Source organism: Roseburia sp. AF15-21 (genome assembly GCF_003479505.1).
GTDB lineage: Bacteria > Bacillota > Clostridia > Lachnospirales > Lachnospiraceae > Roseburia_C > Roseburia_C amylophila.
Genome location: NZ_QUHG01000011.1, coordinates 62,510 through 84,506, shown reverse-complemented (window position 1 = coordinate 84,506; position 21,997 = coordinate 62,510). Strand labels below are relative to the sequence as shown.

Annotated in this window: 23 protein-coding genes and 1 tRNA gene; 1 reads left to right on the top strand and 23 read right to left on the bottom strand. The window is 41.4% G+C overall.

Features of this window, described 5'->3' with window-relative positions:
* Positions 1-154 precede the first annotated feature (154 nt).
* The 12 genes from DWW33_RS13505 to DWW33_RS13450 form a co-directional block, all read right to left on the bottom strand.
* Positions 155-403 carry a hypothetical protein gene (locus tag DWW33_RS13505; RefSeq protein ID WP_147343689.1) on the bottom strand — a complete coding sequence of 83 codons (249 nt, stop codon included), beginning with the start codon at positions 401-403 and terminating at the stop codon, positions 155-157.
* Between the two features lie 327 nt (positions 404-730).
* Entirely contained in the window at positions 731-1,375 is a 645-nt protein-coding gene (locus tag DWW33_RS13500; protein WP_117697928.1) for a hypothetical protein, read from the bottom strand.
* A 280-nt stretch (positions 1,376-1,655) separates the two neighbouring features.
* Complete coding sequence (gene rpsR, locus DWW33_RS13495; RefSeq protein ID WP_022244266.1) at positions 1,656-1,919, bottom strand: 30S ribosomal protein S18; 264 nt, start codon at positions 1,917-1,919, stop codon at positions 1,656-1,658.
* 20 nt (positions 1,920-1,939) lie between these two features.
* Positions 1,940-2,380: a single-stranded DNA-binding protein gene (locus tag DWW33_RS13490; protein WP_022244267.1), complete on the bottom strand. Its 441-nt coding sequence runs from the start codon at positions 2,378-2,380 to the stop codon at positions 1,940-1,942.
* A gap of 23 nt (positions 2,381-2,403) precedes the next feature.
* Positions 2,404-2,694, bottom strand: a complete 291-nt coding sequence (gene rpsF / locus DWW33_RS13485; protein ID WP_022244268.1) for a 30S ribosomal protein S6 — start codon at positions 2,692-2,694, stop codon at positions 2,404-2,406.
* A 124-nt stretch (positions 2,695-2,818) separates the two neighbouring features.
* Positions 2,819-3,034 (bottom strand): DUF951 domain-containing protein, encoded by a 216-nt coding sequence (locus DWW33_RS13480; protein ID WP_118639701.1) that lies wholly within the window; start codon positions 3,032-3,034, stop codon positions 2,819-2,821.
* Positions 3,035-3,092: 58 nt separating this feature from the next.
* Entirely contained in the window at positions 3,093-3,809 is a 717-nt protein-coding gene (locus DWW33_RS13475) for an NAD-dependent protein deacylase (protein ID WP_022244270.1), read from the bottom strand.
* Between the two features lie 39 nt (positions 3,810-3,848).
* A complete protein-coding gene (gene srtB, locus DWW33_RS13470; RefSeq protein WP_117947474.1) occupies positions 3,849-4,688 on the bottom strand; it encodes a class B sortase in 840 nt (279 codons plus the stop codon).
* A 262-nt stretch (positions 4,689-4,950) separates the two neighbouring features.
* Positions 4,951-5,024, bottom strand: a tRNA-Met gene (locus DWW33_RS13465).
* A gap of 189 nt (positions 5,025-5,213) precedes the next feature.
* A complete protein-coding gene (locus DWW33_RS13460) occupies positions 5,214-5,738 on the bottom strand; it encodes a spore maturation protein (RefSeq protein WP_118639700.1) in 525 nt (174 codons plus the stop codon).
* Between the two features lie 65 nt (positions 5,739-5,803).
* Positions 5,804-6,505 carry a response regulator transcription factor gene (locus DWW33_RS13455; RefSeq protein WP_118639699.1) on the bottom strand — a complete coding sequence of 234 codons (702 nt, stop codon included), beginning with the start codon at positions 6,503-6,505 and terminating at the stop codon, positions 5,804-5,806.
* Positions 6,505-7,119, bottom strand: a complete 615-nt coding sequence (locus DWW33_RS13450; RefSeq protein WP_117842268.1) for a nucleoside recognition domain-containing protein — start codon at positions 7,117-7,119, stop codon at positions 6,505-6,507. The genes DWW33_RS13455 and DWW33_RS13450 overlap by 1 nt, the downstream gene beginning before the upstream one ends.
* Positions 7,120-7,288: 169 nt before the next feature.
* Between DWW33_RS13450 and DWW33_RS13445 the strand changes: the two genes are divergently transcribed.
* Positions 7,289-9,049 (top strand): DUF885 domain-containing protein, encoded by a 1,761-nt coding sequence (locus tag DWW33_RS13445; RefSeq protein WP_118639698.1) that lies wholly within the window; start codon positions 7,289-7,291, stop codon positions 9,047-9,049.
* A 1-nt stretch (position 9,050) separates the two neighbouring features.
* Here DWW33_RS13445 and DWW33_RS13440 read toward each other — a convergent pair whose 3' ends face one another.
* The 11 genes from DWW33_RS13440 to DWW33_RS13390 all read right to left on the bottom strand — a co-directional run bounded on the left by DWW33_RS13440 (position 9,051) and on the right by DWW33_RS13390 (position 21,997).
* Positions 9,051-10,388, bottom strand: coding sequence for a glycoside hydrolase family 30 protein (locus DWW33_RS13440; RefSeq protein WP_117697933.1), 1,338 nt, complete (start codon positions 10,386-10,388; stop codon positions 9,051-9,053).
* A gap of 12 nt (positions 10,389-10,400) precedes the next feature.
* The gene (locus DWW33_RS13435; RefSeq protein ID WP_117697934.1) at positions 10,401-11,150 is read right to left on the bottom strand and encodes a response regulator transcription factor; all 750 of its coding nucleotides are present in this window, start codon (positions 11,148-11,150) and stop codon (positions 10,401-10,403) included.
* A complete protein-coding gene (locus tag DWW33_RS13430) occupies positions 11,150-12,955 on the bottom strand; it encodes a sensor histidine kinase (RefSeq protein ID WP_117697935.1) in 1,806 nt (601 codons plus the stop codon). Before DWW33_RS13430 ends, DWW33_RS13435 begins: the two co-directional genes overlap by 1 nt.
* A gap of 17 nt (positions 12,956-12,972) precedes the next feature.
* Positions 12,973-13,824 (bottom strand): carbohydrate ABC transporter permease, encoded by an 852-nt coding sequence (locus DWW33_RS13425; protein ID WP_197420848.1) that lies wholly within the window; start codon positions 13,822-13,824, stop codon positions 12,973-12,975.
* A gap of 2 nt (positions 13,825-13,826) precedes the next feature.
* Complete coding sequence (locus DWW33_RS13420) at positions 13,827-14,723, bottom strand: carbohydrate ABC transporter permease (RefSeq protein WP_117697936.1); 897 nt, start codon at positions 14,721-14,723, stop codon at positions 13,827-13,829.
* A 220-nt stretch (positions 14,724-14,943) separates the two neighbouring features.
* Positions 14,944-16,284 (bottom strand): ABC transporter substrate-binding protein, encoded by a 1,341-nt coding sequence (locus tag DWW33_RS13415; RefSeq protein ID WP_117697937.1) that lies wholly within the window; start codon positions 16,282-16,284, stop codon positions 14,944-14,946.
* A gap of 123 nt (positions 16,285-16,407) precedes the next feature.
* Entirely contained in the window at positions 16,408-18,468 is a 2,061-nt protein-coding gene (locus DWW33_RS13410; RefSeq protein WP_117697938.1) for a methyl-accepting chemotaxis protein, read from the bottom strand.
* Positions 18,469-18,677: 209 nt separating this feature from the next.
* Positions 18,678-19,520, bottom strand: coding sequence for a 16S rRNA (cytidine(1402)-2'-O)-methyltransferase (gene rsmI / locus DWW33_RS13405; RefSeq protein WP_117697939.1), 843 nt, complete (start codon positions 19,518-19,520; stop codon positions 18,678-18,680).
* Between the two features lie 39 nt (positions 19,521-19,559).
* On the bottom strand, positions 19,560-20,330 hold the full coding sequence (locus tag DWW33_RS13400; RefSeq protein ID WP_117697955.1) for a prolipoprotein diacylglyceryl transferase: 771 nt from the start codon (positions 20,328-20,330) through the stop codon (positions 19,560-19,562).
* Positions 20,331-20,349: 19 nt separating this feature from the next.
* Complete coding sequence (locus tag DWW33_RS13395) at positions 20,350-21,099, bottom strand: tRNA1(Val) (adenine(37)-N6)-methyltransferase (RefSeq protein WP_022244278.1); 750 nt, start codon at positions 21,097-21,099, stop codon at positions 20,350-20,352.
* Complete coding sequence (locus DWW33_RS13390) at positions 21,086-21,997, bottom strand: PSP1 domain-containing protein (RefSeq protein ID WP_117697940.1); 912 nt, start codon at positions 21,995-21,997, stop codon at positions 21,086-21,088. Before DWW33_RS13390 ends, DWW33_RS13395 begins: the two co-directional genes overlap by 14 nt.

Genomic DNA, 21,997 nt, shown 5'->3' with positions numbered 1-21,997 from the left:
AATGATTTATTTTTTCTTTCTCGTCTTCGTGACAATTGTTATCATAACGGGGGAACGTAAAATACAAAGCTATGGTTTTGTAAATTGTATGTAAAAAAGCAGGTATATCAAAACTATGATATGCCTGCTTTCAATATTTTAATGTAGCTCTTCTTTATTTATCATACATTTCTAAAATTTCCAGTGCATTTTCTTCTTTTACGCCTAATTCTTCCTTTAATAATTCCACTATCTCATCTTTGGATTTTTCAAATCGGCGACCAAGACGTATGATTTCCTCTGCTTTTCCTTCTGCTTCGCCCTGTTTCCGAATCCGCTCTTCTCTCTCAAAACTCTTCATATATGCAAGACCTACCTCTCCATCCCGCTTAACTGCCGTTACCATCCGATGTAACTTTTTCAAGTTTTCATGTTTCCTCCTTTTCCCATAATGCAAGGAAAAGCAGGACTGCATATCTCATTTTCGATTCTGAAATTCCGCCTATCCAATGCACTATGCGTTCATTAATTGTAATTAGAATTTAAAAGCATAGAATTCATTGAATTGATACCAGAAATTTAGATTGGCTTTTGCCATTCGAAAATTAGAATATATGCTTTGTGTTGATTGTAACAAATGCCCTTAAAGAAAACAAGTAAAACATTTATAAAATTATTAATAAGAAGAAGGCAGGTAACTGCTTTTGCAATTACCTGCCTTCTTCTTATTAATAATGATTTCTGATTTTAATTACTCTGTTGCTACATCTAATAATGCTTCATCAAGCTCTGTCATGCTTCCATCAGAAATGCTGTATACGTTGTCTTCTCCAATCACTTCTACAACAACTTCCTGTGGATCATTATATGTGATGCTGTCTACTCTTGCACTCATAAGATCATACATCATCTGATACATCTGTTCATACATTTCATCCTCTGTTGGATAAGTATCTGCATCAAAGGAATTTGCCCACTCTGTGAACTCTGTCATAAGTTCTTCCTGGATTCCGTTGAAAAGACCTGTCATCTGCTCAATTTCAACAGTTACATAATATCCGTCTTTGTCATCCATCTTCTCAGCATCTTTTACGGTGTATTTTGCTTTTGCATATACATCTTTAAAAAGCTGACGATAGCTGTTGCTTAACTCATCAGATAAGTTGAACTGATCCATCTCTGTCATCATAGCATCGATGTTAGATTCGTAATCAGATTCTGCCTGCTCTTTGCTACGGCCGGTCATTTTCATGTACTGCTCTGTCTCTCCTTTTGTTAAAAGATCCAGACAGGACTCTACATAAGCTGCTGCATCAAATTTTCCACAGCCAGCCAGGTTTACTACCATCATTACGGCAACTAAACCAGTTACTAATGCTTTCTTCAATGTTTTCATGATAATTTCTCCCTTACATTCATTGTTCTTTAGCGCATTAACACAGTTACATGGAATAATATACCATACCTTATTCTATTTCGCAACCGATTTTACTTCTCTGGTTTTAAATCTGTATGCAAGCATTCGATTTTCTCGCTACATGGAACAAAGAATGTGCCAAGGTACATCCTCGCGGAGCGTTTTTTACTTTACAGGAAAGCAATTTCCTGTAAAGCAAAAAAAGACGATTCTTTCGAATCGTCCTTTTGTATACGCTGTGTACCTGCCTGTTTCAGGATTAATCCTGAACATATGGCATAATTGCGATGTGACGTGCTCTCTTGATAGCAACTGTCAAAGCTCTCTGATGTTTTGCACAGTTTCCTGTAATTCTTCTTGGAAGGATTTTTCCTCTCTCAGAGATATATCTTTTTAACTTATTTACATCTTTATAATCGATGGTGTTATCTTTTCCACAGAAAACACAAACTTTCTTTCTTCTGTGCATTCCGCCTCTTCTTCTCATTGGCGCACCATCTCTGTCTGTCTTATTGAAAGCCATGGCTATTACCTCCTATTGATTTAGTTAAATGGTAATTCCTCATCAATTCCGTCAGGGATATTCATAAATCCATCGCCTGCACTGCTTGGTGAAGGTCTGTCAGCCGGTGCAAAACCGCCTGCATTGTCGGATGCTGATTTACTCTCAGCAAATTCCTGCTCTTCTATTATGACATCAGTGGTATATACTTTCTGACCGTCTTTGTTGGTGTAACTTCCGGTCTGGATACGACCTGTTACAAGTACCTTAATTCCTTTATGGAAATATTTCTCAGCAAACTCTCCTGCTCTTCCAAATGCCACGCAGTTGATAAAATCAGCGGTCTGCCCATCATTCCCTTCACGTCTGCCTCTGCGGTCTACAGCCAGTGAATATCTTGCGATTGCCATCTGGTTATCTCCGCTGGAGTAACGAACCTCCGGGTCTCTTGTTAAACGTCCCATAAGTATAACTTTATTCATACCACTTTCTCCTTCTCTTCTATTTATGCCTCGTCTTTTCTAACGCATAAGAAACGAAGTACGTTGTCCATAATACGAACATTCTGCTCTACTTCTGCCGGAACAGATGATTCTGCCTCGAACTGGATGAAATAGTAGAAGCCGTCGCTCATTTTCTGAATGTCGTAAGCTAATTTCTTCTTACCCCACTCTTCTACTTCTGTTACAGTTCCACCTGCACGAGTGATATACTCTTTTGCTCTCTCAACTGTAGCAGTTCTGACATCGTCTTCGATCTTGGCATTCACAACAAGTGCTAATTCATATTTGTTCATGCTAGATTTACCTCCTTTTGGTCTCTGGCCTCCTGTCTATGCGGGAAGCAAGGAATTTTTACATATCACGAGCCTATATGATAGCATAATCTGACCCGTTTCGCAAGTGTTTTTCTTATTATTCTTACGCTTCTGTTTCATTTTTTTGCTCACTTTTTTTTCGAAGCCCTTTGGTATTCTTCTCCACCAGTTTTCTGGCAATCATGATCTGATGGTCACAGCCCATGCATTTCAACCGGAAATCCGCTCCTACACGAAGAATTTCCCACTCCTGGCTTCCACAGGGATGCTGTTTTTTTAATTTTACAATATCGCCTACTTCGTATTGATAATTATTCATGTCGTCCCTTTCTTCTATGATTATCTTCTATATTACTAGGTAATTTCTTCTGCCTCTTTCAGACCTCTGACAATACGGCTCCGATGCTGCCCTGTATCAGTAAGTCTGCCCGGTTGTCCAATGGCGTGGTGGACTTATTAATCAGCACCAGCTTATTGCCCCGGTAATAATCGATAAGTCCTGCTGCGGGATATACTGCCAGTGAAGTACCTCCGATGATGAGCATATCTGCATGGCTGATATAATACACCGCATCCTCTAAGGTCTGCTGGTCTAAGCCTTCCTCATATAAAACCACATCCGGCTTGATGCTGCCGCCGCATTCATCACAGGTTGGAATTCCACTACTCTTTAAAATATATTCGGCATCAAATAGCTTTCCGCAGCTCTGGCAGTAGTTCCGGTGGACACTGCCATGAAGCTCTAATACCTTTTTGCTGCCGGCTGCCTGATGCAGTCCATCAATATTCTGCGTCACAACCGCCTTTAACTTACCGGCTGCCTCAAGCTCTGCTAATTTCTTATGCGCTGCATTAGGCTTTGCATCCAGGCACAGCATTTTATCCCGGTAGAATCGGTAAAATTCTTCTTTTTTACGCATATAAAAGCTATGGCTTAAGATGGTTTCCGGCGGATAATCGTATTTCTGGTTATAAAGTCCGTCCACACTCCTGAAATCCGGAATGCCGCTCTCCGTAGATACACCTGCACCTCCAAAGAATACAATATTATCTGAGTCCATGACCCATTGCTTTAATGTCTCGATACCATCCATTCTGCTGCCTCCTGTTCCATTAAAAGTAGTCTTTCTCTTTTATTCCGCTTCGCTTTCTGTGCCTGCATTCTCCTCTGCCGGTGCCACGTCACCGTTTGGAACTGCCTCTGTCTGTACCGCATGTACCAAGAAACGGTAATCATAGCCTGCTTTGTTGCAGGTCATCAATGTAATTACTTTATCCTCTGGTGTTACCTCTACGCCGGTATCATACGCTGACTGCGCCTTTACACCATCTAAGAATTCCTGAAACTGCTCATCGGATGCAAACTGGGTATAGAAATCCACTTCATTATCCACTCTTGCCAGATAACAGGAAAAAATATCATAACGGTAGGTATAATCCGGTGTATAAATATAAAAATACGGATTTTCTTTATAAAATTCCTCATCCTTATAGTTATTTAATTTACCAAACATGGTCTTGTCCTTCATATTATGACCATAGATGAAGGTATTCTGGTCAGAAAAATCAGCATGATTGTTGGCATCCATGAAAATACTTGCCGCTGTTACAGCCTGTCCCTCAAAGGTATGCTTCAGATAATATTCATTATCCTCTCCCTGCATAATCGGATAGCTGATATCAATATTTTCAAACCGGATCCAGCCGATGCAGTCCGGGTTCAACTCCTTTAATCCGGAAAAATCTACGGTAAATTCCCCGTTTTCTTCCGTACTGCTTTCATCCTTTGGCTGCTCCCTGACATATTTCTGCAGTCCCTTATATTCATGGCTTCCTTTCCAGTAAGTAATTCCATACAAAATCAATCTTACTGCCGCATACAAAAATACTGCCAGTGCCAGCAGAAATAAAATCCGAAACAGGATATTCTGCTGTTTTTTCTTCTTTCGCTCATTTTTAATCTTTCCTGTCATTGTCACACCCCTAATTTTTCTCTATTTGCTGCAATAGACCTACAGAATCTGCCACTGGCAGCTTCTTACGGATGCGTTGGTAACTGCGAGCAACTCGCGTAAAAAAGAATGTGCCTTGGCACATTCTCGCGCCTGCGGCGGTCGCTTGCGACATCTACCTTATACGCCGCAGTGCGCATCCTCGCGGAGCGGTTTTTACTTTACAGGAAAGCAATTTCCTGTAAAGTAAAAAACCACCGCCCATAAGACAGTGGTTAAAGAGTTGCGGGAACAGGATTTGAACCTGTGACCTTCGGGTTATGAGCCCGACGAGCTTCCAGACTGCTCCATCCCGCGCTATTTATTTGCAAAAGCTATTATAGTCCTTCCTTCTGCAAATGTCAAATTTCTATGTCCCTGCCTTACATAATATACAGTTACAAGCACTTTTATTCCTGATTTTTGAAGAATTGTATCTTCATCATCTGAAGTCCTGTACAGTCCTCGTCAACCCAGAAAAAGTGTAGCACACTATTTATGGAAAGTCTACACCCGTCCCGCCAAAAAGATACTTGCCGCAATTCCTGCCAGCGTAGCAAACAATGCTCCCGGAAGCGTAAAGCCGGTCTTTCGTACTTTTACCGACATAAAATAAATTGACATGGTATAAAAAATGGTCTCGGTGCAGCTTAACATGACAGAGGCTGCCATTCCCACGAAGGAATCACACCCGGCTTCCTTGTATAAATCCACCAGCAGTCCGGTTGCCGCCGAGGAGGAAAACATTTTGACAATGGCAATGGGGATAAGTTCGGAAGGGATTCCGATATGTTTCGTCCAGCCCATGCAGGTAGTAGAAATGAAGTCCAACAGCCCGGATGCTCTTAGGATCCCGACTGCTACCATAAGCCCCACCAGCGTTGGCAGAATTCCAACTACTGTCTGTATGCCCTCTTTTGCGCCCTTTAAAAAATCGTCATATACATTTTTCTTCATCAGAATGCCGAATCCTACGATGTAAAAGACCAGTATCGGAATCAGGGCATCTGACAGGAACATAAGAACGCGCATCCTCATTCTCCTGCTAAGAGCTTCTTTTTCATTCTATGCAGACAGGAGAACTATCATGCCGCTTTTTACTTCTTCCGCAGGCGCAGCCCCACGCCCTTGCGGGTTTCGATGTAATCCCTGCCGCTTAATTCCCGCAGTTTCCGTCGTAAGTTGCTGGCATGGACTTTGATGGAATTTTCTACACAGTCCGGTGTATCTTCTGCAATTTCATCTAACAGCGTGGTCTTTGTCACCGTCCGTCCGTTCCGCTGTATCAGACATTTTAAAATAGCAGCTTCTGTTCTGGTAAGCTTCGTAGTCTGCCCGCCAATGGTCGCCAGCCGCTTCTCGATATCCAGCTTTATCTCTTCGTAATAGAAAAATCTTACTTTCTCTTTTTCTGCCGGAATCTTACTCAGACGTACTTCCACCCGGATGCGGAATTCCTGTATATCAAAGGGCTTTCTGATATAATCGTCTGCCCGTTCTATACATTTTTTACACCGTTCAAAAACAGAGCCGGTTTTCTCCGGCCGAATCAATAGCAGCGGCTTTGTCTGCACCAGGGCGAGGAAGGTATTCTCCCATATTGCTGCTACATCCTCTTTTCCGGCAAATTCCTTCTGCTCAAGGTCTAATACCACCATATCCACAATAACCTGCTGAAATAACTCCCCGGCATCTGTGAGGGAATCCGCCCGCACTGTAAAATAGCCTTTTTCGTCCAGTACCTGCTCCATGGCATCCCCCAATGCTTTATCCTGTTCGATGATTCCTATGGTATACATTAATCCGTTCTCCTTCGACTTACAATCCGGCAGAAAATGACTGCCGTTGCTGTGCTGATAATGGTCGCTGCAAGTCCCGGTCCCACCACCGCAGCCGGATGCACCGAGCCATACTGACTGCGGTACGCCACAATGTTCATGGGAATCAGTTGCAGAGACGATATATTGATAATCAAAAAGGTACACATTTCCTTTGTGGCATTTCCGGAATACTTCTGTATGTTTTTTCCGGCTGCCTTAAGTCTGGCAATATGTAACTCCTGTAATTGCTGCATTGCCTTTAAGCCTGCCGGCGTTGCCGCCCAGCCAAGCCCTAACATATTGGCTATCATGTTGACTGCTATGTAATGATTGGCAGGATGGTCATCGGGTATATCCGGAAAAAGAAATGTCAGCACCGGCCGCATTTTCTTTACTGCCGCTTTTACAATGCCGCTGCATTCCGCAATTTTCATCATTCCCATCCAGAACGCCATGACTCCTGTCATGGTAATGGCTAATGCCACTGCTTCTTTGGCAGAGTTTACTGCTGCCTCCGTCACTTCCGGCAGTGTTCCGTTGATTGCACCGTAGAGCACTCCCACAAGAATCATAAATCCCCACAGATAATTCATTTCGAACCTCTTTTGCTTTCCCGTTACTCTACTATATGCAGTTTCCCCGGAAGGAACTACTTTCTCTGGTGATTATAGCACACCCTCTTCTGCCATATCACGTTCTTTTGTCATATCGATACGATTTTTTTCATATTCTTTGTTGAACACTCTTCATCCGAGGCCGTCTATGCTGCACAAATATATTTCTCCTTTTCTGATAACCATTTGCTTTGCTTTATCCTTATTTCTTCTAAGCGGGTGCAGCAAAGACCAGTCGGCTTCTGATTCCGGTTATATCGCGCCGGATTCCATTTCCTTTGAGGAATATACCAGTCTTTTATTTCAAAGTGAAGTAACCTCCGATACCCTGACCCTTCACTATACCTTAAGCCAGCCGGAAGTCTATGGCATTACCGATTATAAAATTGCTCTGCCGGATTATTCTGCCGATGCCAGAAAGCAATCTGCCTTAAATATCGAAAATATCTCCTGTGGGTTACAGTCCTATGACTATGAGGTACTGACCACCGAGCAGAAGCTGACCTATGATATTTTAAATGACTATGTCTCTTCTAACCGCAGTCAGTCGGACTATACCTATTACCCGGAAATCCTGCGTCCTTCCACGGGATTTCCTGCCCAGCTTCCGGTTCTGCTATCAGAATACCATTTCTATGACCGTAAAGATGTGGAGGATTATCTGACTCTGCTTTCACTGATCCCATCCTGCTTTGATTCTGTCTTAGATTATGAAACGAATAAAATCAATGAGGGACTTTTTCTTTCGGATACCCAGGCGGATACGCTGATTGCAGACTTAAATACCTTCTGTGATAACAGTTCTGAGCATTATCTGATTACTACTTTTCGTAATAAAGTAGCGGAACTCCCTGATTTATCAGCAGAGGAACAGGCTTCCTACTGTATCGAAAATGAAGCTGCTTTTAGAGAATATGTTCTGCCAGCCTATGAAGCTTTGCGGGATTTTCTGGTGGAGCACAAAGGTAGTGGCAGTAACTCCGCTGGACTTTGCTATTTTCCGGATGGCTCAGACTATTATGCTGCTTTGGTTTATGATGCCACCGGCTCTTCCCATTCCATAGATGAACTTTTAGAAATGACGGAAAAGCAACGGAAATCCGACCTTCTTGCCATCAACGGGATTGCTGCCAGTCATCCCGGCATTTCTCTTACTACCGATGATTTTCCGCTGAAGGATGCCACCCCGGAAGAGATGCTTACCTGTCTTTCTTCCGCTATTGCAAAGGATTTCCTGCCGCCGGTCTCTACGGATTTTTCCGTCCGCTCCGTGGACCCTTGTATGCAGGATTCCATGGCTCCCGCCTTTTATCTGACGGCCCCTATCGATAACATTTCCCATAATGTCATCTATATCAATCCCCGCAGCCACTACGAAGGCTTCGAGCTTTTCACCACACTGGCACACGAAGGATTCCCGGGACATCTCTATCAGACTACCACTACTTCCGCTTCCGGCTGTGCACCCATCCGGAGTATTCTCAACTATCCCGGCTATGTAGAGGGCTGGGCAACTTATGTGGAAATGCTCTCTTACTCTTATGCCGGTCTGACGGAGGAAAAGGCTTCGCTCCTTATGCACAACCAGTCCGCTCTTTTGAGCCTCTATGCCACCGCAGATTTATCCATTCATGCAAAAGGCTGGGCACTCAGTGACCTTAAGGACTTCTTAAGTGATTATGGCATCGACAATAAGGAAGCCGTCTCCGAAATCTACGACTATATCGTAGCGGAGCCGGCTCATTATCTCAAATATTATATTGGCTGCCTGGAATTCCTTCAGCTAAAGGACTACGCCAAAGAAACCTTCGGGGATTCCTATTCCGATAAACAGTTTCACCAGGCAGTGTTGTCCATCGGTCCTGCACCTTTTGATATTATCCAAAAATACTTAGAATACTATTGGTGAGCTATTGTACAATTACACCTGTTGCAATGGATTCCGGCTCTGATTCAAGACTGACACAGGTATTATCCAGTCTCAAAAAGAAAGGAATCTTCTTCTCTGTACGGTTCAATACTACAAAACTGATTTTATCCTCTTTCTGAAATGCTGTTACTTCCAGTTCGTCTGTATAACGTGTCATTCCAATCCGGATTGCTCCCGGCTCGATAAAATGACTGAAATGCCAGATGTATCCTGCAATATTACTTTCCATCACCACTTTTTTCTTTGTATCAAAGAGAAACGGTGCATCACAGAAATTTCCCACATGATTCGGACCACCCTGCTCATCCAGAAGCAGATTCCAGTCTAAAAATGTCTGCATTCCATTGTTTAAATTACCTATCATATCATGTGCATATTTCTGTGCATTCTTAAGATAATCGTTCGCAGCAAATTTACTGTATTCAATACATGCCTCGGATAAGAGCAGCTTTTTATCCGGAAAACGTTTCTTTATCATCTGCAATGCTTCGAAATGATCTCCACTGTACCAGTGGAATGCCAGACCTGCCACCATATCAGCTGTCTCTCCGGTAAAGATTGTCTCTGCCCATTCCAGCGCACGCTCTTTATTATGATCCCAGATATAAAGTTCTATATCATCAAGATGATGTTCTACCAGTGCAGGATGAAGATAATCTTTTATAAAATCCCGTTCTTCCTGTGCGGTATAAATGCAGGAATCCCATGGCTGCACTGCCTTTGGCTCATTCTGCATCGTCATTTTCGTCACATGATAGCCACGGTTTCTGTACTCTTCTATATAACGACACAGATATTCTGCCCACCGTCTTTTATAAGCTTCTTTTAATTTTCCACCGTGATTTCTCTCTCCATTAGTCTTCATATATGCTGGCGGGCTCCATGGAGATAACATAATATCAAGTTTTGCACCATAGGATGCTTCTGCTGCATCTAATAATGGAAGAATATATTTTTCAACCCGTGCAAAAGAAAATTCTGCAAAATCTTTATCTTCTTCATCAGAATCTGCTTCATAATGCTCAATTGAAAAATCACAGCTGTCAATTGGAATCCGCACTAGATTGTATTTCATGTCATTTTTTCCAAAATAAGTCTCTACCAGCTTTTTCTTCTGGCTGTCATCTAACAGGGAATAGACATATCCAGCTGAATCCGTAACTGCTCCACCAAATCCCTCTATTTTCTGCATGGTAATCTGCGGATACAGATTAATTAGTTGATTCTCCTCTCCTCTATCATCTACAAATACATGATGCTCTTCTTTTGTTTCTTTTTTATTGCCTTTATATGTAGTTGTATAATAAGTCAGTTCCATAAACTTCCTCCTTTACCGCTCTTTTATCCGATATTCCTTCGGTGACATTCCTTTGATTTTCTTAAATACTTTGGAGAAATATTTTTCGTCATTAAACCCCACTTTATAAGCAATCTCATAATTTTTAAGGAAATTCTGCTCCAGATAACAGCACGCTCTTTCCACACGGATCTGATTCAGATAATCGGTAAATCCACATTTCAAATTCTGATTCATCAACGTAGAAAGATAGCCTGTGGATATCTGCAGATATTCCGCCACATCTGCCAACGTAAGACTGCTTGCGTAATTTTCTTTCATATATTCTTTGGCTTCACTCACTAGTGGATTCTCTTTTTCTTTATCGGCGGCTGCCTCAGACTGTTCTTTCACAGTCTCTTCTTTTCCAATATATTCATCTGCCAGATTATTCAGCAATGTAAGAATATCTGCTGCACGGACCGGCTTTAAAAGGTACTCTTTGGCTCCGAATTTGATTGCTTTCTGAGCATAAGTAAATTCATCATAACCACTTAGAATGACCGTAATCGGTCTTATCCCGGCTTTAGCTGCTTCCCGCATCACATCCAATCCCGACTTAATTGGCATCTGCACATCCAGTATCATCATGTCTGGCTGTTTTTGATAAATAACATCTAAGGCTTCTTCTCCATTTTCTGCTTCATAAATTTTACTGAAACGGTCTGTATGAAGTCTTAGATATTTCGCAACACCTTTACATATAACATCTTCATCATCTGCGATCAGTAATTTAATCCCCATTAATCTCCCTCCTCAAATGGAATCTCAAGTATTACAGTTGTCCCTTCTCCAACTGTGCTTTCTATTTTCAGAATATATTGCTCATGATACTTCAACTGAAGTCTTTCCCTGATATTTTTTATTGCATATCTTCCAATTCTCTGTTTGGAATAATTGACCGGTTCATTTTCCCATAAAGCATCTATCTGTTCCTGCTTCATTCCTACTCCTGTATCTTTTATTTCAAAATGAATACGGTCTCCGGTACGCGTTCCTGTTATGGTAAGTTTACACGGTTTGCTGACATTTTCAAAACCATGTACAATTGCATTTTCCACAAATGGCTGAATAATCAGTTTGGGAATCTTTGCATCTTTAATTTCATCTGCAATATGTAATTCGTAATTCAGCTTTCTTGGGAAACGCATTTTCTGTATCTTTAAGTACTCCCGGACCAGTTCGAATTCTTTTTCTACCGTAATTATGCTGCGTCCCTGGTTTAAAGTCAGCCGAAACAATGACGACAGTGATAAGATACTCTCTGCAATTTCATCATTACCTGCCTCTGTTGCCTGCCAGTACAAAGAATCCAGCGTATTATACAGGAAATGCGGATTTATCTGTGCCTGCAGTGCGGCCAGCTCACTTTCTTTTTCCGATAAGGTAATCACATAATTCTCATCAATCAGCTTCTTAATCTCTCCGACCATTGCATTAAAGCATTCCGCCACCTGTCCGACTTCGTCATTGGTTTCTACTTTTACCTGCTGCTCAAAATCACCGGCAGAGAATTTTAAAATGGCTTCGCTTACTTTTCGCAACGGATTGGTTACAAGATTTGAAATAATCATAAAAAACGGAAACATGCCAATCAACAGTCCAAACAGTAATGCCAGTGGCATATAAACGACACTTCTTATCTGAGCCTGCACCTGCTGTCTTGGTATAATCTTGCAGGTAATTGCTCCTTCTTTATTCAGCTGGGTACAAATGACTTCATAATCTCCCCAGATGAAATCCTTTTCCCTCTCTCTGTAATCCTGCTGACGGAATTCTTCTGCCGTCAGATATTTTTTTAATTTATCATCCACATCTCCAACGGTTACCAGTTCCCCCGTATGTGGATCTACGACCATTACGGCTTCTCCGCCTTCTTTCACCATATTGGTCATCAGTTCTTCAAATTTACTTTTTCCAACACCTATTACAATAAATCCAAGTCTTTTCTTATGTGACAGATCATAAATTTCCCTGCAGAGCACTACTTTATCTGAGAAATTAGCAAGATACGGTCCACTATCGTCTGCATCCACGCTTTTCCATATCATTCCAAGCTTTGTATCCACCGTTTCCTGATAAATCTGTGTCTGCCGTATATCTTCCATTGTGGAGAGATTTACACTTCCATCCATACCCCTTAAATAAGGTCTTATTCCATTTTCCGGATAGATAGCTATTGTCTTAATCTCTCCACGCATGGAAATCATATCCTGAACCACTTCCATTGGTCCATTATTCTGCCACAATCTTGCATCTGCATTATAAGGAGCAGAATCACGTTCCGATAATAATCCCCTTATCTCCTGGTTAATACAGATATAGGTTGTATAATCTTTTACATCCGATTGTAGCAGACTTATATTCTCTGCTAAGGATTCCACGTTGGCACGGTTACCTTCCAACCGGTCACTGGATGCCTGTTTATAATTATGTACCATCAGGATGCCGCAGATGAGAATCAGTACAGGCGTAAAGATTGCATATGCATAAATAATTAATTTTGCTTTTACACTCAGACCGTTTATCCATTTTCTAATCTTCTGCATCCCTCATGTACCCTCTCTTATCCTTTTACTGCACCCATGGCAACACCCTTGGTGATATGTTTATTCAATATAATATATACAATAACTGCCGGAGCTGCTGTCAATGCCATAACTGCAAACTGTACTGCGTAATTTGACGAATACTCACCGGTAAATTCAAGAACCGAGAATGGAAGTGTCTTCCATTTATCAGAGCTTAAATAGGTACTTGCCATCATAAATTCATTCCAGTTATTTAAGAACGTCATGATTGCTACAGTTGCAATGGAGGATTTTAACATTGGTGTAATAATCTGGAATAAAATACGATATATTCCACAACCATCCATTACTGCTGCTTCCTCTAACTCTACCGGAATGGATTCCATAAAGCTTGTCATTAAGAACAATCCCTGTGGAAGTGAAAATGCAACATATGGTATCAACAATGCCCAGATGGTATCTGTCATTCCCAGGCGGCTGTAAATCTTATAATTCGGAAGCAGTGTCGCATGAATCGGAATCATCAGTCCCATTAATAAAAGTGTTTTTACGAATGTACTTAATTTCCATTTCATTCTACGGCATGCAAATGCCGACATAATAGATACTACAATTACAAGAAGCACTGCTAATCCATTGATTAAAATACTATTCTTCAGATACCAGAGGAAATTACCATCTACAAAAGCTTTTACGTAATTGCCCCACTGGATTTTCTTCGGCATTACCAGAAGTCCGTTGGTAAACATTTCTGAACTGCTCGCCAGTGAAAAATCTAACAGCCAGATTAATGGAAATATCTGTATTACCGCAACTATAATAAGTATAACATACAGGATTGGTTTCGACAGCTTCTTTTTCTTCTTCTTACTTCCGATCATTTCCATAATTATGCGACCTCCTTTACTTTAATTTTTGCTTCTCTTTCTTCAAAAATCTTATTTAAAATTACAGTTACTAACAGACAGATAATAATGAATACCACACCGATTGCATTTCCATATCCATATTTGTATGCTTTAAATGCCTGCTGATACAGATAGTTTGCTGCAAATTGTGTACTATTTCCCGGACCGCCATTGGTTAACAGATATACCGTCTCCATCTGCTTTAATGCAGAAATAACAGCCATGGTTACATTTACCTGAATAACCGGCTTCATCTGTGGTAATGTAATCTTAAAGAAGGTCTGTATCTGTGTCGCTCCGTCAATTGCTGCTGCTTCATACAATACCGGATCAATATTTTTAATTCCGGTGTAGTAAATTAACATTCCCCATCCAAATCCATGCCAGATTAAGACGATTAAGACTGCCCATATTGCTGTGTCATAATTGAACCAGTTAATATCACCTTTTCCGCCAAAGGCTTTGATAATGTTATTCAGCAATCCAAAATCCGGATTGTAAATGAATTTCCACAGATATGCGATAACTGCTACGGAAATTACATTTGGAATAAAGTATACGCAGCGGAAGAAGTTCTCTCCTTTTCCTCCGAGCTTATCGAGGACTGCTGCTACGATCATTGCCAGCGGATGCTGGATAAAAATAAATCCGATTGCTAAAAGCAGTGAGTTCCGAAGTGATGTTCCAAAGGCTGCATCATGGAACAGATTTTTGTAATTCTCCCACCCAACAAACTGATAAGAGCCCATTCCTGAGTAGTTGGTAAATCCATAATATACACTGAGGCAGATTGGAGCTAATATTGCAAATACAAATAAGAATAACCCCGGAAGTACCAGACTCAGAATAACCCACTTGTTACTGTAAAGTTTCTTCACTATATTTTCCCTCCCTATGTTTTTTCTTTATAAAAATTATAGCAACCGGGCCATGTGGTTTACAGATACCAGTCTTTAGAAAAGGTGTAATATTTTCACATACCTATATATGTTTTTTTCTCCTGCATGCATAAAAAAAGAGGAACCGCAGATTGATCTGCGGCTCCTGATAGGGTATGTAATTAAGAGAATTTGGAGAATGCTATGAAATTAATTTTGTTTACTGGCAGGCTTTTCCGATAGAAGAAAGGAAATCGTCTACGCTCATGCTTCCATTGGAAACACTCTGGATCTCACTTTCAATGCCTGTCTTAAATGCAGATGGTCCACAGTCATTGATTGGGGTTCCGGATACACTTGTTGCATTATTTACTGCATCTACAAACTGCATCTGTAATTCTGTTTCATCACCTGTCATATATGCTGACTGATCCTGTGCAGACATTCCTACACCATTTTCCCAGCCATATTTGGAAAGTTTATCCGGCTGATACATATAATTTAAGAATTTGATTGCTTCATCTTTGTGTTCAGAAGATGCGGATACTCCATATCCACCACCATTCCATGCTGCGATATCTGTTGCAGTTCCTTTTCCACCGTCTACTACCGGCATGGTAAATACACGGATGTTGGTTCTGATATCTTCGTCAATATCTTCATTCAATGCCATGGATGCATCCCAGCTTCCCATATAATACATGGCAGCCTGACCATTGATAAAAAGATTCTGTGCAGTTGCATAATCCTGTGAATCATATCCATTCTGGAATAATCCTGCATCTGCTGTTTCTTTCAGTAGTTCTGTTGCTTTTACAATGCTTGAATCTGTAAAATCACCAGTTGCTACTGCATTGCTTACAATACTGGAATAATCACTTCCTGCTACTTTGTAAAGTAAATCAGATAAATAAACTGCCATTGGCCATCCATCTCCACCATCCATTGCCAGTGGAATATAGCCTGCATCCTTGATTGTTCCTGCTAATTCCAACAGTTCATCATATGTCTTTGGAACTTCCCAGCCATTGTCTTCAAACATTTTCTGATTGTAATAGAATCCGGCAACATCTGTATTTCTTGGAAGTCCATAAAGTTTTCCATCTTTCTTGAATCCTTCTAAGGAACCGGATACGAATCCATAATCATCATAATCTGACTCATTTAATTCTGCAAGTACTCCTGCATCCAACACTTCGTCTAAGAATGCCGGCTGTCCCCAGATACTTACAACATCCGGAAGTCCTTCCATGGAGTATGCTTTGAATTTTGTCTTATAAGCTTCTTCATCCAAAGCTTCTACTTCGATTTTTACATTTGGATTCTCTTCCATGTACTCATCAATAATTTTCTGTTCTACCAGTCCCTGACCATTTTTACGGTCTGGCAGGTTGGAGAATACCTTCAATGTAATTTCATCCCCGCTTGAACTTCCTGCTTCTGCGGATGGGCTCTTCTCGGAACCATCACTACTTGCTGTAGTATCTTTTCCGCCGCATCCTGCAAGCATTGCTGTTACCATTGCTGTTGTTAATAACACTGATACAATTTTTTTCCTCATCATAATACCTCCTTTTTTCAAATGTCTCTCTTCATTTGATGATTCTATTCTAGCATTCACTTTTTTTGAAAAACAGTCATCAAACTTTCAAAAAAGTGCAATTTTTTAATATAATTTTGTTCTTTATACGATAAATTTACCCAAAGTCTCGATTAAACGGCTGGCTCTTTCTCTCAAATTTACAGATGCTTCTTTTAATTCTTTTACTGCACCCAGCTGGGAATCTGCACTCTCATATACTTTAACGGAACATTCTGCCGTTTCCCCGGACACTTCGGAAATGCCTTCTATTGCTTCTAATGTCTCAGAACGGGAGCTATCCATTTCCGATACATTATTGCTGATTGTATCCAATGCAATTAACAAAGAGGCTACCTGCGTATCTATCTGCCGGAAGGACTGCGTCGTCTCTTCTACTGCACCACTTTGTGTAGAAACTATTTCTTCTGCTTTTCGTGCAATTTCTGCCACTTCTCCGGTCTTTTCCACGATTTCTGCTACAATATCCGATATCTGTCCTGCTGATACCAGACACTGATCCGATAATTTACGGATTTCTTCTGCAACTACTGCAAATCCTTTTCCTGCCTCCTGGGCACGGGCTGCTTCAATAAATGCATTCAGGGATAACAGGTTGGTCTGCTCTGCAATCTGGTTAATTGCTGCGACAATCTCATTAATTGCTCTGGAACGTTCTTCCAATTCCTCAATTGCATCAATTACGCTGCGGGTTATCTCTACCGTAGATTCCGCACTGCTGGTCAGTCCCTGTACCGATTGTATGCCAGATTCAATCGTTGTTCCTGCAGAAGATGTAAGATTACTTATTTCCTGTGCATGCAGACTTACATCTGCTATTTTACCAGATAATGCATCCATCTGTGTCAGACAGTTTTCTGCTCCATTGTCAAGTTTATTTACTCCTGTTTCTATACATTCCACTGCCTCCTGTATGTTCTGAGAGGTCTTTAAGAAAGTGCCGGACGCTTCATTGACATAACCTGCTGCTTCATTTAACTGGTTACTCACTTCATTGACATGGACAATCAGTTCCTTTACATGTTCTACGGTATGATTGATTCCTTCACACAAAAGCCCGAATTCATCCTGTTTTCTCGTAGTCAGATGTATCGTCAGGTCTCCGTCTGCTACTTTACGCAGTTTGCGGAGAATATAATGTATCGTTCCGGACATATTCTGCGCAATCATTACGCCAAGTATAAGTGCAACAACGGCAAAACAGATGGAAAGAATTACCGTCAATGTCCGGATCTGTGCTGCTTCTGCCATAATATTCTCTTCCGGCACCAAGGCACATAAAAGTGCATCTTTTTCCGGAATCCGGCTGCTTAGGAAAAGATACTTCTTTCCATTTATCTCTGTCATTGTACTAAATGTCTCATCCTCTGTAGAAAGTGCCTCCTTATAAAATCCGGTGTCATATATCATGGTACTATCCGGAATATTGTCTTCCTGTCCATAAAATTCCTGTCCGTCACTGGTCACCAGCACCGTATAACCGCCGGTTCCCGGATTTAAGGATTCCATGACTTTCCGCAGATAGGAAGCGTCCATATTAATAAGAATTGCACCCTTTTGTGCATTATAATTTTTTACAAGACGGATGCTATAGGTACTGCTATCTAATCCAAGTACTTCATCCGCTTCTTTATCCTGCCCGAATATCAGCCAGTCAGTGGAATCTGCTGCCATTTTCTGTCCCTGTTGTGTTTCTACATATTCCGAATATCCGGCACTGTTTACCGGATTTGTATTATCTGAAATACTTTTTCCACCCTCTGCCAGAAAAACAATTCCACTGACTTTCTCGTCTACCACTGTCTTTGTATTTACTTCATCTGTAACCTTTTTCTTCTGGCTCTTTTCCTCTGAATCTGTATACATTCCGGAAATGTATTTCTGCATCTCTGTATCCGTAAGATACCGCTTGAATTCATCTTCCTCACTAGATACTGCAAGCCCGATGCACTGCTGCATCATATTTATGGTCTGCTCGACCGATTCTTTATACTTGCTTACAATTGCGTATGAAGATTTGTTATAGGAAACCAGCCCCAGTATAACGATTCCGGCTACCGGAACCAGAAATCCCAAAATCAGTTTCATCGCAATCGTCTTGTAAAAAGGCAGTTCCTTTTTTTCTTTCTGATCTCTTTTGTGCATACATAATCCTCCTTTTCTTCCCTTTTAAAGTCACCCTTTTCTCGACACTTTCTCCATTATCTGGTTGATATTATTTATCGTATCATTGACTTTTTATAAAAAATAGTCGAAAGCTTTTTAAAAAAGTGGATTATTTTCATATTACACAAAAATGGGACAATGGCTGCTCTCTGTCCATTGTCCCTTATATTGGTTTCCTGTTATTCTTCCTATTCTTTTAACAATGCCTGATAGACATCCCGCTTACTGATGCCGCGGTCCTTTGCCACCTGCTTCATGGCTTCCTTTCGTTCCATGCCGGAAGCCTCATAATGTGCCATATGTTCCTCGACGGAAAGGCTCTCCCAGGCTTCTCTGGCTTCCCGTTCCTTTGTCTTAAATGTCTTTCCCGAAATGATTAAAACGTATTCTCCTTTTGGTTCGTTGTCCTCATAAATCTTTATGGCATCTTCAAATGTCGTTTTTGTCGCATTCTCATATCGCTTGGTCAGCTCCTTGCAAACCGTTAATTCACGGTTTCCAAGAACTTCATAAAGCTCCTTTAAGGTCTTGAGAAGGTGGTGTGGAGCTTCGTATACTATCATGGTTCGGCTCTCCTGAGCCAGTTCCTCTAAGACTCTGGCACGCTCTTTTTTATCTCTTGGAAGAAATGCCTCAAAGGCAAATCGTCTGGTGGGAAGTCCAGACATGGTCAATGCAGTAATGCAGGCTGCCGGTCCCGGAAGGGATGTTACTTCGATGCCATTTTCATAACAGATACGGACCAGTTCTTCTCCCGGGTCAGAAATACCCGGTGTTCCGGCGTCTGTTATCAGGGCAATATTTTTGCCTTCCTGCAATTTCTCTACAAGCTTGTATGCCTTTTCAATTTTGTTATATTCATGATAGCTGGTCATCGGTGTCTTAATCTCAAAATGATTTAAGAGCTTAATGGAATTTCTCGTATCCTCTGCCGCTATTAAATCTACTTCCTTTAAGGTACGCAATACCCGGAATGTGATGTCCTCTAAATTTCCAATGGGTGTTGCACACAGATACAGTTTTCCTGCCATAATCTATCCTCTTTTATTTAAGTGGTATTATATATCTTCTTACTCCGCTTTCTTCGCATTTTCATAAATGCGCGGCAACATCTGATAGAGTATGATGCCTGCTGCCACAATACCAATGGAAATAAACTGGGAAGTAGAAAGGAATCCCACGCTTCCGCGGTAATCACTTCTTAAAAATTCCACACCAAATCTTCCGATTCCATAGAACATTAAATATAAGGATGCCACTCTGCCTTTTTTCGGCTTACGCTTTGCATAAGCAAGCAGCATCAGGCAAATCATGAAGTCTCCTGCAGATGAAATAAGCTGTGTCGGTATCAGCTTGACTCCATTTGGAGCATAGTCGGAATGGGTAAAGGTGATTCCAAACCAGCTGTCCGTTGCTTTTCCGTAACAACAGCCTGCAAAGAAGCATCCGATTCTTCCAAAGCCCTGTGCCAGTGCTACTGCCGGCATAACAAGGTCAAAGTATTCGATGAAAGATACCTTCTTTATCCTGCAGTAAAGCCAGGATACTAAGATTCCTCCAATAATTCCTCCATATACTACATAACCGTTTTTAAAGTCCCAGAGAATGGATGGGTCTTTGATAATCTCCGGAATCTCTACAATATAATAAAGCAATCTGGTTCCCACCAGTCCGCCGATGATGGCACACCAGAAGATTCCATAAAGGATATCTCCGCTTTTTTCCATTTTCATCTTTTTTCCACGGTAATAACACATCGCATATGCGGCTAAGAATCCAAGTCCAATCATCAGTCCATACATATGAAGTGTCAACGGTCCAATTGTTATCTCATTAAACATATGTCTTTCCTTTCTTTCATTACAAATCATAAATCTCATATATTTCATCGGTGTATACATTCGGTTCCTTGTATACAATCAGCGGCTTCTCCACCGTCATACGGGAACGCCCGCCTCTGCAGCCTTCGATAAGTACCATGTTCGGCTCCCGGTCTGCATATGGATATACCAGCCGCATCCGCTTTGGCTCGATGCGATGCTCATGCATACAACAGATGATTTCCGTCAGACGAAACGGACGGTGTACCATAAAAAAATGTCCCCCCGGCTTTAGTATTCTCGCACTCTCCCTCATAATATCCGTAAGATTGCACAATATTTCATGACGGGCAATTGCCTTTGCTTCCTCCGGATTCGTAAGACCGTGCTGTCCTATCATATAAGGCGGATTTGTGGTTATAATATCAAAAGAAGATGCCCCAAAGATCTTCGAGGCATCTTTTATATCTCCTGTTACGATATCGATTTTATCCGTCAATCCATTTAACGCAACACTTCGTCTTGCCATGTCGGCACTGTCCGGCTGAATCTCAAGCCCGGTAAAATGCTCTCCGGGAGTCTTCGCCTCTAATAGGATGGGAATCACTCCCGTTCCGGTTCCAAGGTCTAACACTCTCTGTTTCGGTTTTACCTTTACAAAAGCACTTAAGAGTACCGCATCCATTCCAAAGCAGAACTGCTTCGTATCCTGAATGATACGATAACCCTTGCGATTCAGCTCGTCCACACGCTCATCCGGTTTTAATTGAATCTCATTACTTGACGTCATTAATCTTAGACTTTCCTCCCTTATCCTCTAAGGCTTCCAGCTCTTTCATCTCTTCCGGAGAAAGTTTGATATTGTCTCTGCGTCTTCTTGGCTTGAACTTCAGCTCTTTTACCTTATATTCCCGAAGTTCTTTCTCATCATTTACTTCGATTAAGACCTTCACCAGCTGACGCAATACGTTAATGCTCTGTACTTCACCTTTACATCCATCAATTGTGATAACGGTATCACCCACATTCGGAAGACGGCTGTTTAAATATTCGTATGTTTCAGCCTCATTTTTCAGACAGCACATCAGTCTGCCACATACACCGGAAATCTTAGTCGGATTTAAGGACAGGTTCTGCTCCTTTGCCATCTTAATGGATACCGGAGCAAAATCAGCCAGATAGGATTTACAGCATAATTCTCTTCCGCAGATTCCAATTCCGCCTAAAATCTTGGTCTCGTCTCTCACTCCAATCTGGCGCAGCTCAATTCTGGTACGGAATACTGCTGCCAGATCCTTTACCAGTTCACGGAAATCAATTCGTCCGTCTGCGGTAAAGTAAAACAGAAGCTTATTGTTATCAAAGGTATACTCTGCTTCTACCAGCTTCATTTCAAGCTTATGCTTTGCAATTTTCTCAAAACAGATTTTGTATGCTTCTTTTTCTTTCTCTTTATTTCTCTGCTCAGTCTTATCGTCCTCCGGTGTTGCCACGCGGATGACCGGCTTCAATGGCTGAACCACTGCTTTATCGTCTACCTCTTTCGGGGCAATCAGCACAGTTCCGTACTCTATGCCACGGGCAGTCTCCACGATAACATGGCTGCCTGCCGCCATCTTTGCTTTACCCGGGTCAAAATAATATATCTTTCCGGCTCTGCGGAATCTGACTCCAACTACTTTTGTCAT

What these genes read in the sequence shown, in the direction of transcription:
- DWW33_RS13500 (WP_117697928.1), bottom strand. Translation starts at nt 1,375, where the DNA reads ATGAAAACATTGAAGAAAGCATTAGTAACTGGTTTAGTTGCCGTAATG.
- DWW33_RS13440 (WP_117697933.1), bottom strand. Translation starts at nt 10,388, where the DNA reads ATGGAACTGACTTATTATACAACTACATATAAAGGCAATAAAAAAGAA.
- rpsF (WP_022244268.1), bottom strand. Translation starts at nt 2,694, where the DNA reads ATGAACAAATATGAATTAGCACTTGTTGTGAATGCCAAGATCGAAGAC.
- DWW33_RS13490 (WP_022244267.1), bottom strand. Translation starts at nt 2,380, where the DNA reads ATGAATAAAGTTATACTTATGGGACGTTTAACAAGAGACCCGGAGGTT.
- DWW33_RS13435 (WP_117697934.1), bottom strand. Translation starts at nt 11,150, where the DNA reads ATGGGGATTAAATTACTGATCGCAGATGATGAAGATGTTATATGTAAA.
- rpsR (WP_022244266.1), bottom strand. Translation starts at nt 1,919, where the DNA reads ATGGCTTTCAATAAGACAGACAGAGATGGTGCGCCAATGAGAAGAAGA.
- DWW33_RS13460 (WP_118639700.1), bottom strand. Translation starts at nt 5,738, where the DNA reads ATGCGCGTTCTTATGTTCCTGTCAGATGCCCTGATTCCGATACTGGTC.
- DWW33_RS13430 (WP_117697935.1), bottom strand. Translation starts at nt 12,955, where the DNA reads ATGCAGAAGATTAGAAAATGGATAAACGGTCTGAGTGTAAAAGCAAAA.
- DWW33_RS13475 (WP_022244270.1), bottom strand. Translation starts at nt 3,809, where the DNA reads ATGGATGGTATCGAGACATTAAAGCAATGGGTCATGGACTCAGATAAT.
- DWW33_RS13400 (WP_117697955.1), bottom strand. Translation starts at nt 20,330, where the DNA reads ATGTTTAATGAGATAACAATTGGACCGTTGACACTTCATATGTATGGA.
- DWW33_RS13390 (WP_117697940.1), bottom strand. Translation starts at nt 21,997, where the DNA reads ATGACAAAAGTAGTTGGAGTCAGATTCCGCAGAGCCGGAAAGATATAT.
- srtB (WP_117947474.1), bottom strand. Translation starts at nt 4,688, where the DNA reads ATGACAGGAAAGATTAAAAATGAGCGAAAGAAGAAAAAACAGCAGAAT.
- rsmI (WP_117697939.1), bottom strand. Translation starts at nt 19,520, where the DNA reads ATGGCAGGAAAACTGTATCTGTGTGCAACACCCATTGGAAATTTAGAG.
- DWW33_RS13450 (WP_117842268.1), bottom strand. Translation starts at nt 7,119, where the DNA reads ATGAATTATCTGTGGGGATTTATGATTCTTGTGGGAGTGCTCTACGGT.
- DWW33_RS13425 (WP_197420848.1), bottom strand. Translation starts at nt 13,824, where the DNA reads ATGGAAATGATCGGAAGTAAGAAGAAGAAAAAGAAGCTGTCGAAACCA.
- DWW33_RS13395 (WP_022244278.1), bottom strand. Translation starts at nt 21,099, where the DNA reads ATGACGTCAAGTAATGAGATTCAATTAAAACCGGATGAGCGTGTGGAC.
- DWW33_RS13445 (WP_118639698.1), top strand. Translation starts at nt 7,289, where the DNA reads ATGCTGCACAAATATATTTCTCCTTTTCTGATAACCATTTGCTTTGCT.
- DWW33_RS13480 (WP_118639701.1), bottom strand. Translation starts at nt 3,034, where the DNA reads ATGAATAATTATCAATACGAAGTAGGCGATATTGTAAAATTAAAAAAA.
- DWW33_RS13410 (WP_117697938.1), bottom strand. Translation starts at nt 18,468, where the DNA reads ATGCACAAAAGAGATCAGAAAGAAAAAAAGGAACTGCCTTTTTACAAG.
- DWW33_RS13455 (WP_118639699.1), bottom strand. Translation starts at nt 6,505, where the DNA reads ATGTATACCATAGGAATCATCGAACAGGATAAAGCATTGGGGGATGCC.
- DWW33_RS13415 (WP_117697937.1), bottom strand. Translation starts at nt 16,284, where the DNA reads ATGAGGAAAAAAATTGTATCAGTGTTATTAACAACAGCAATGGTAACA.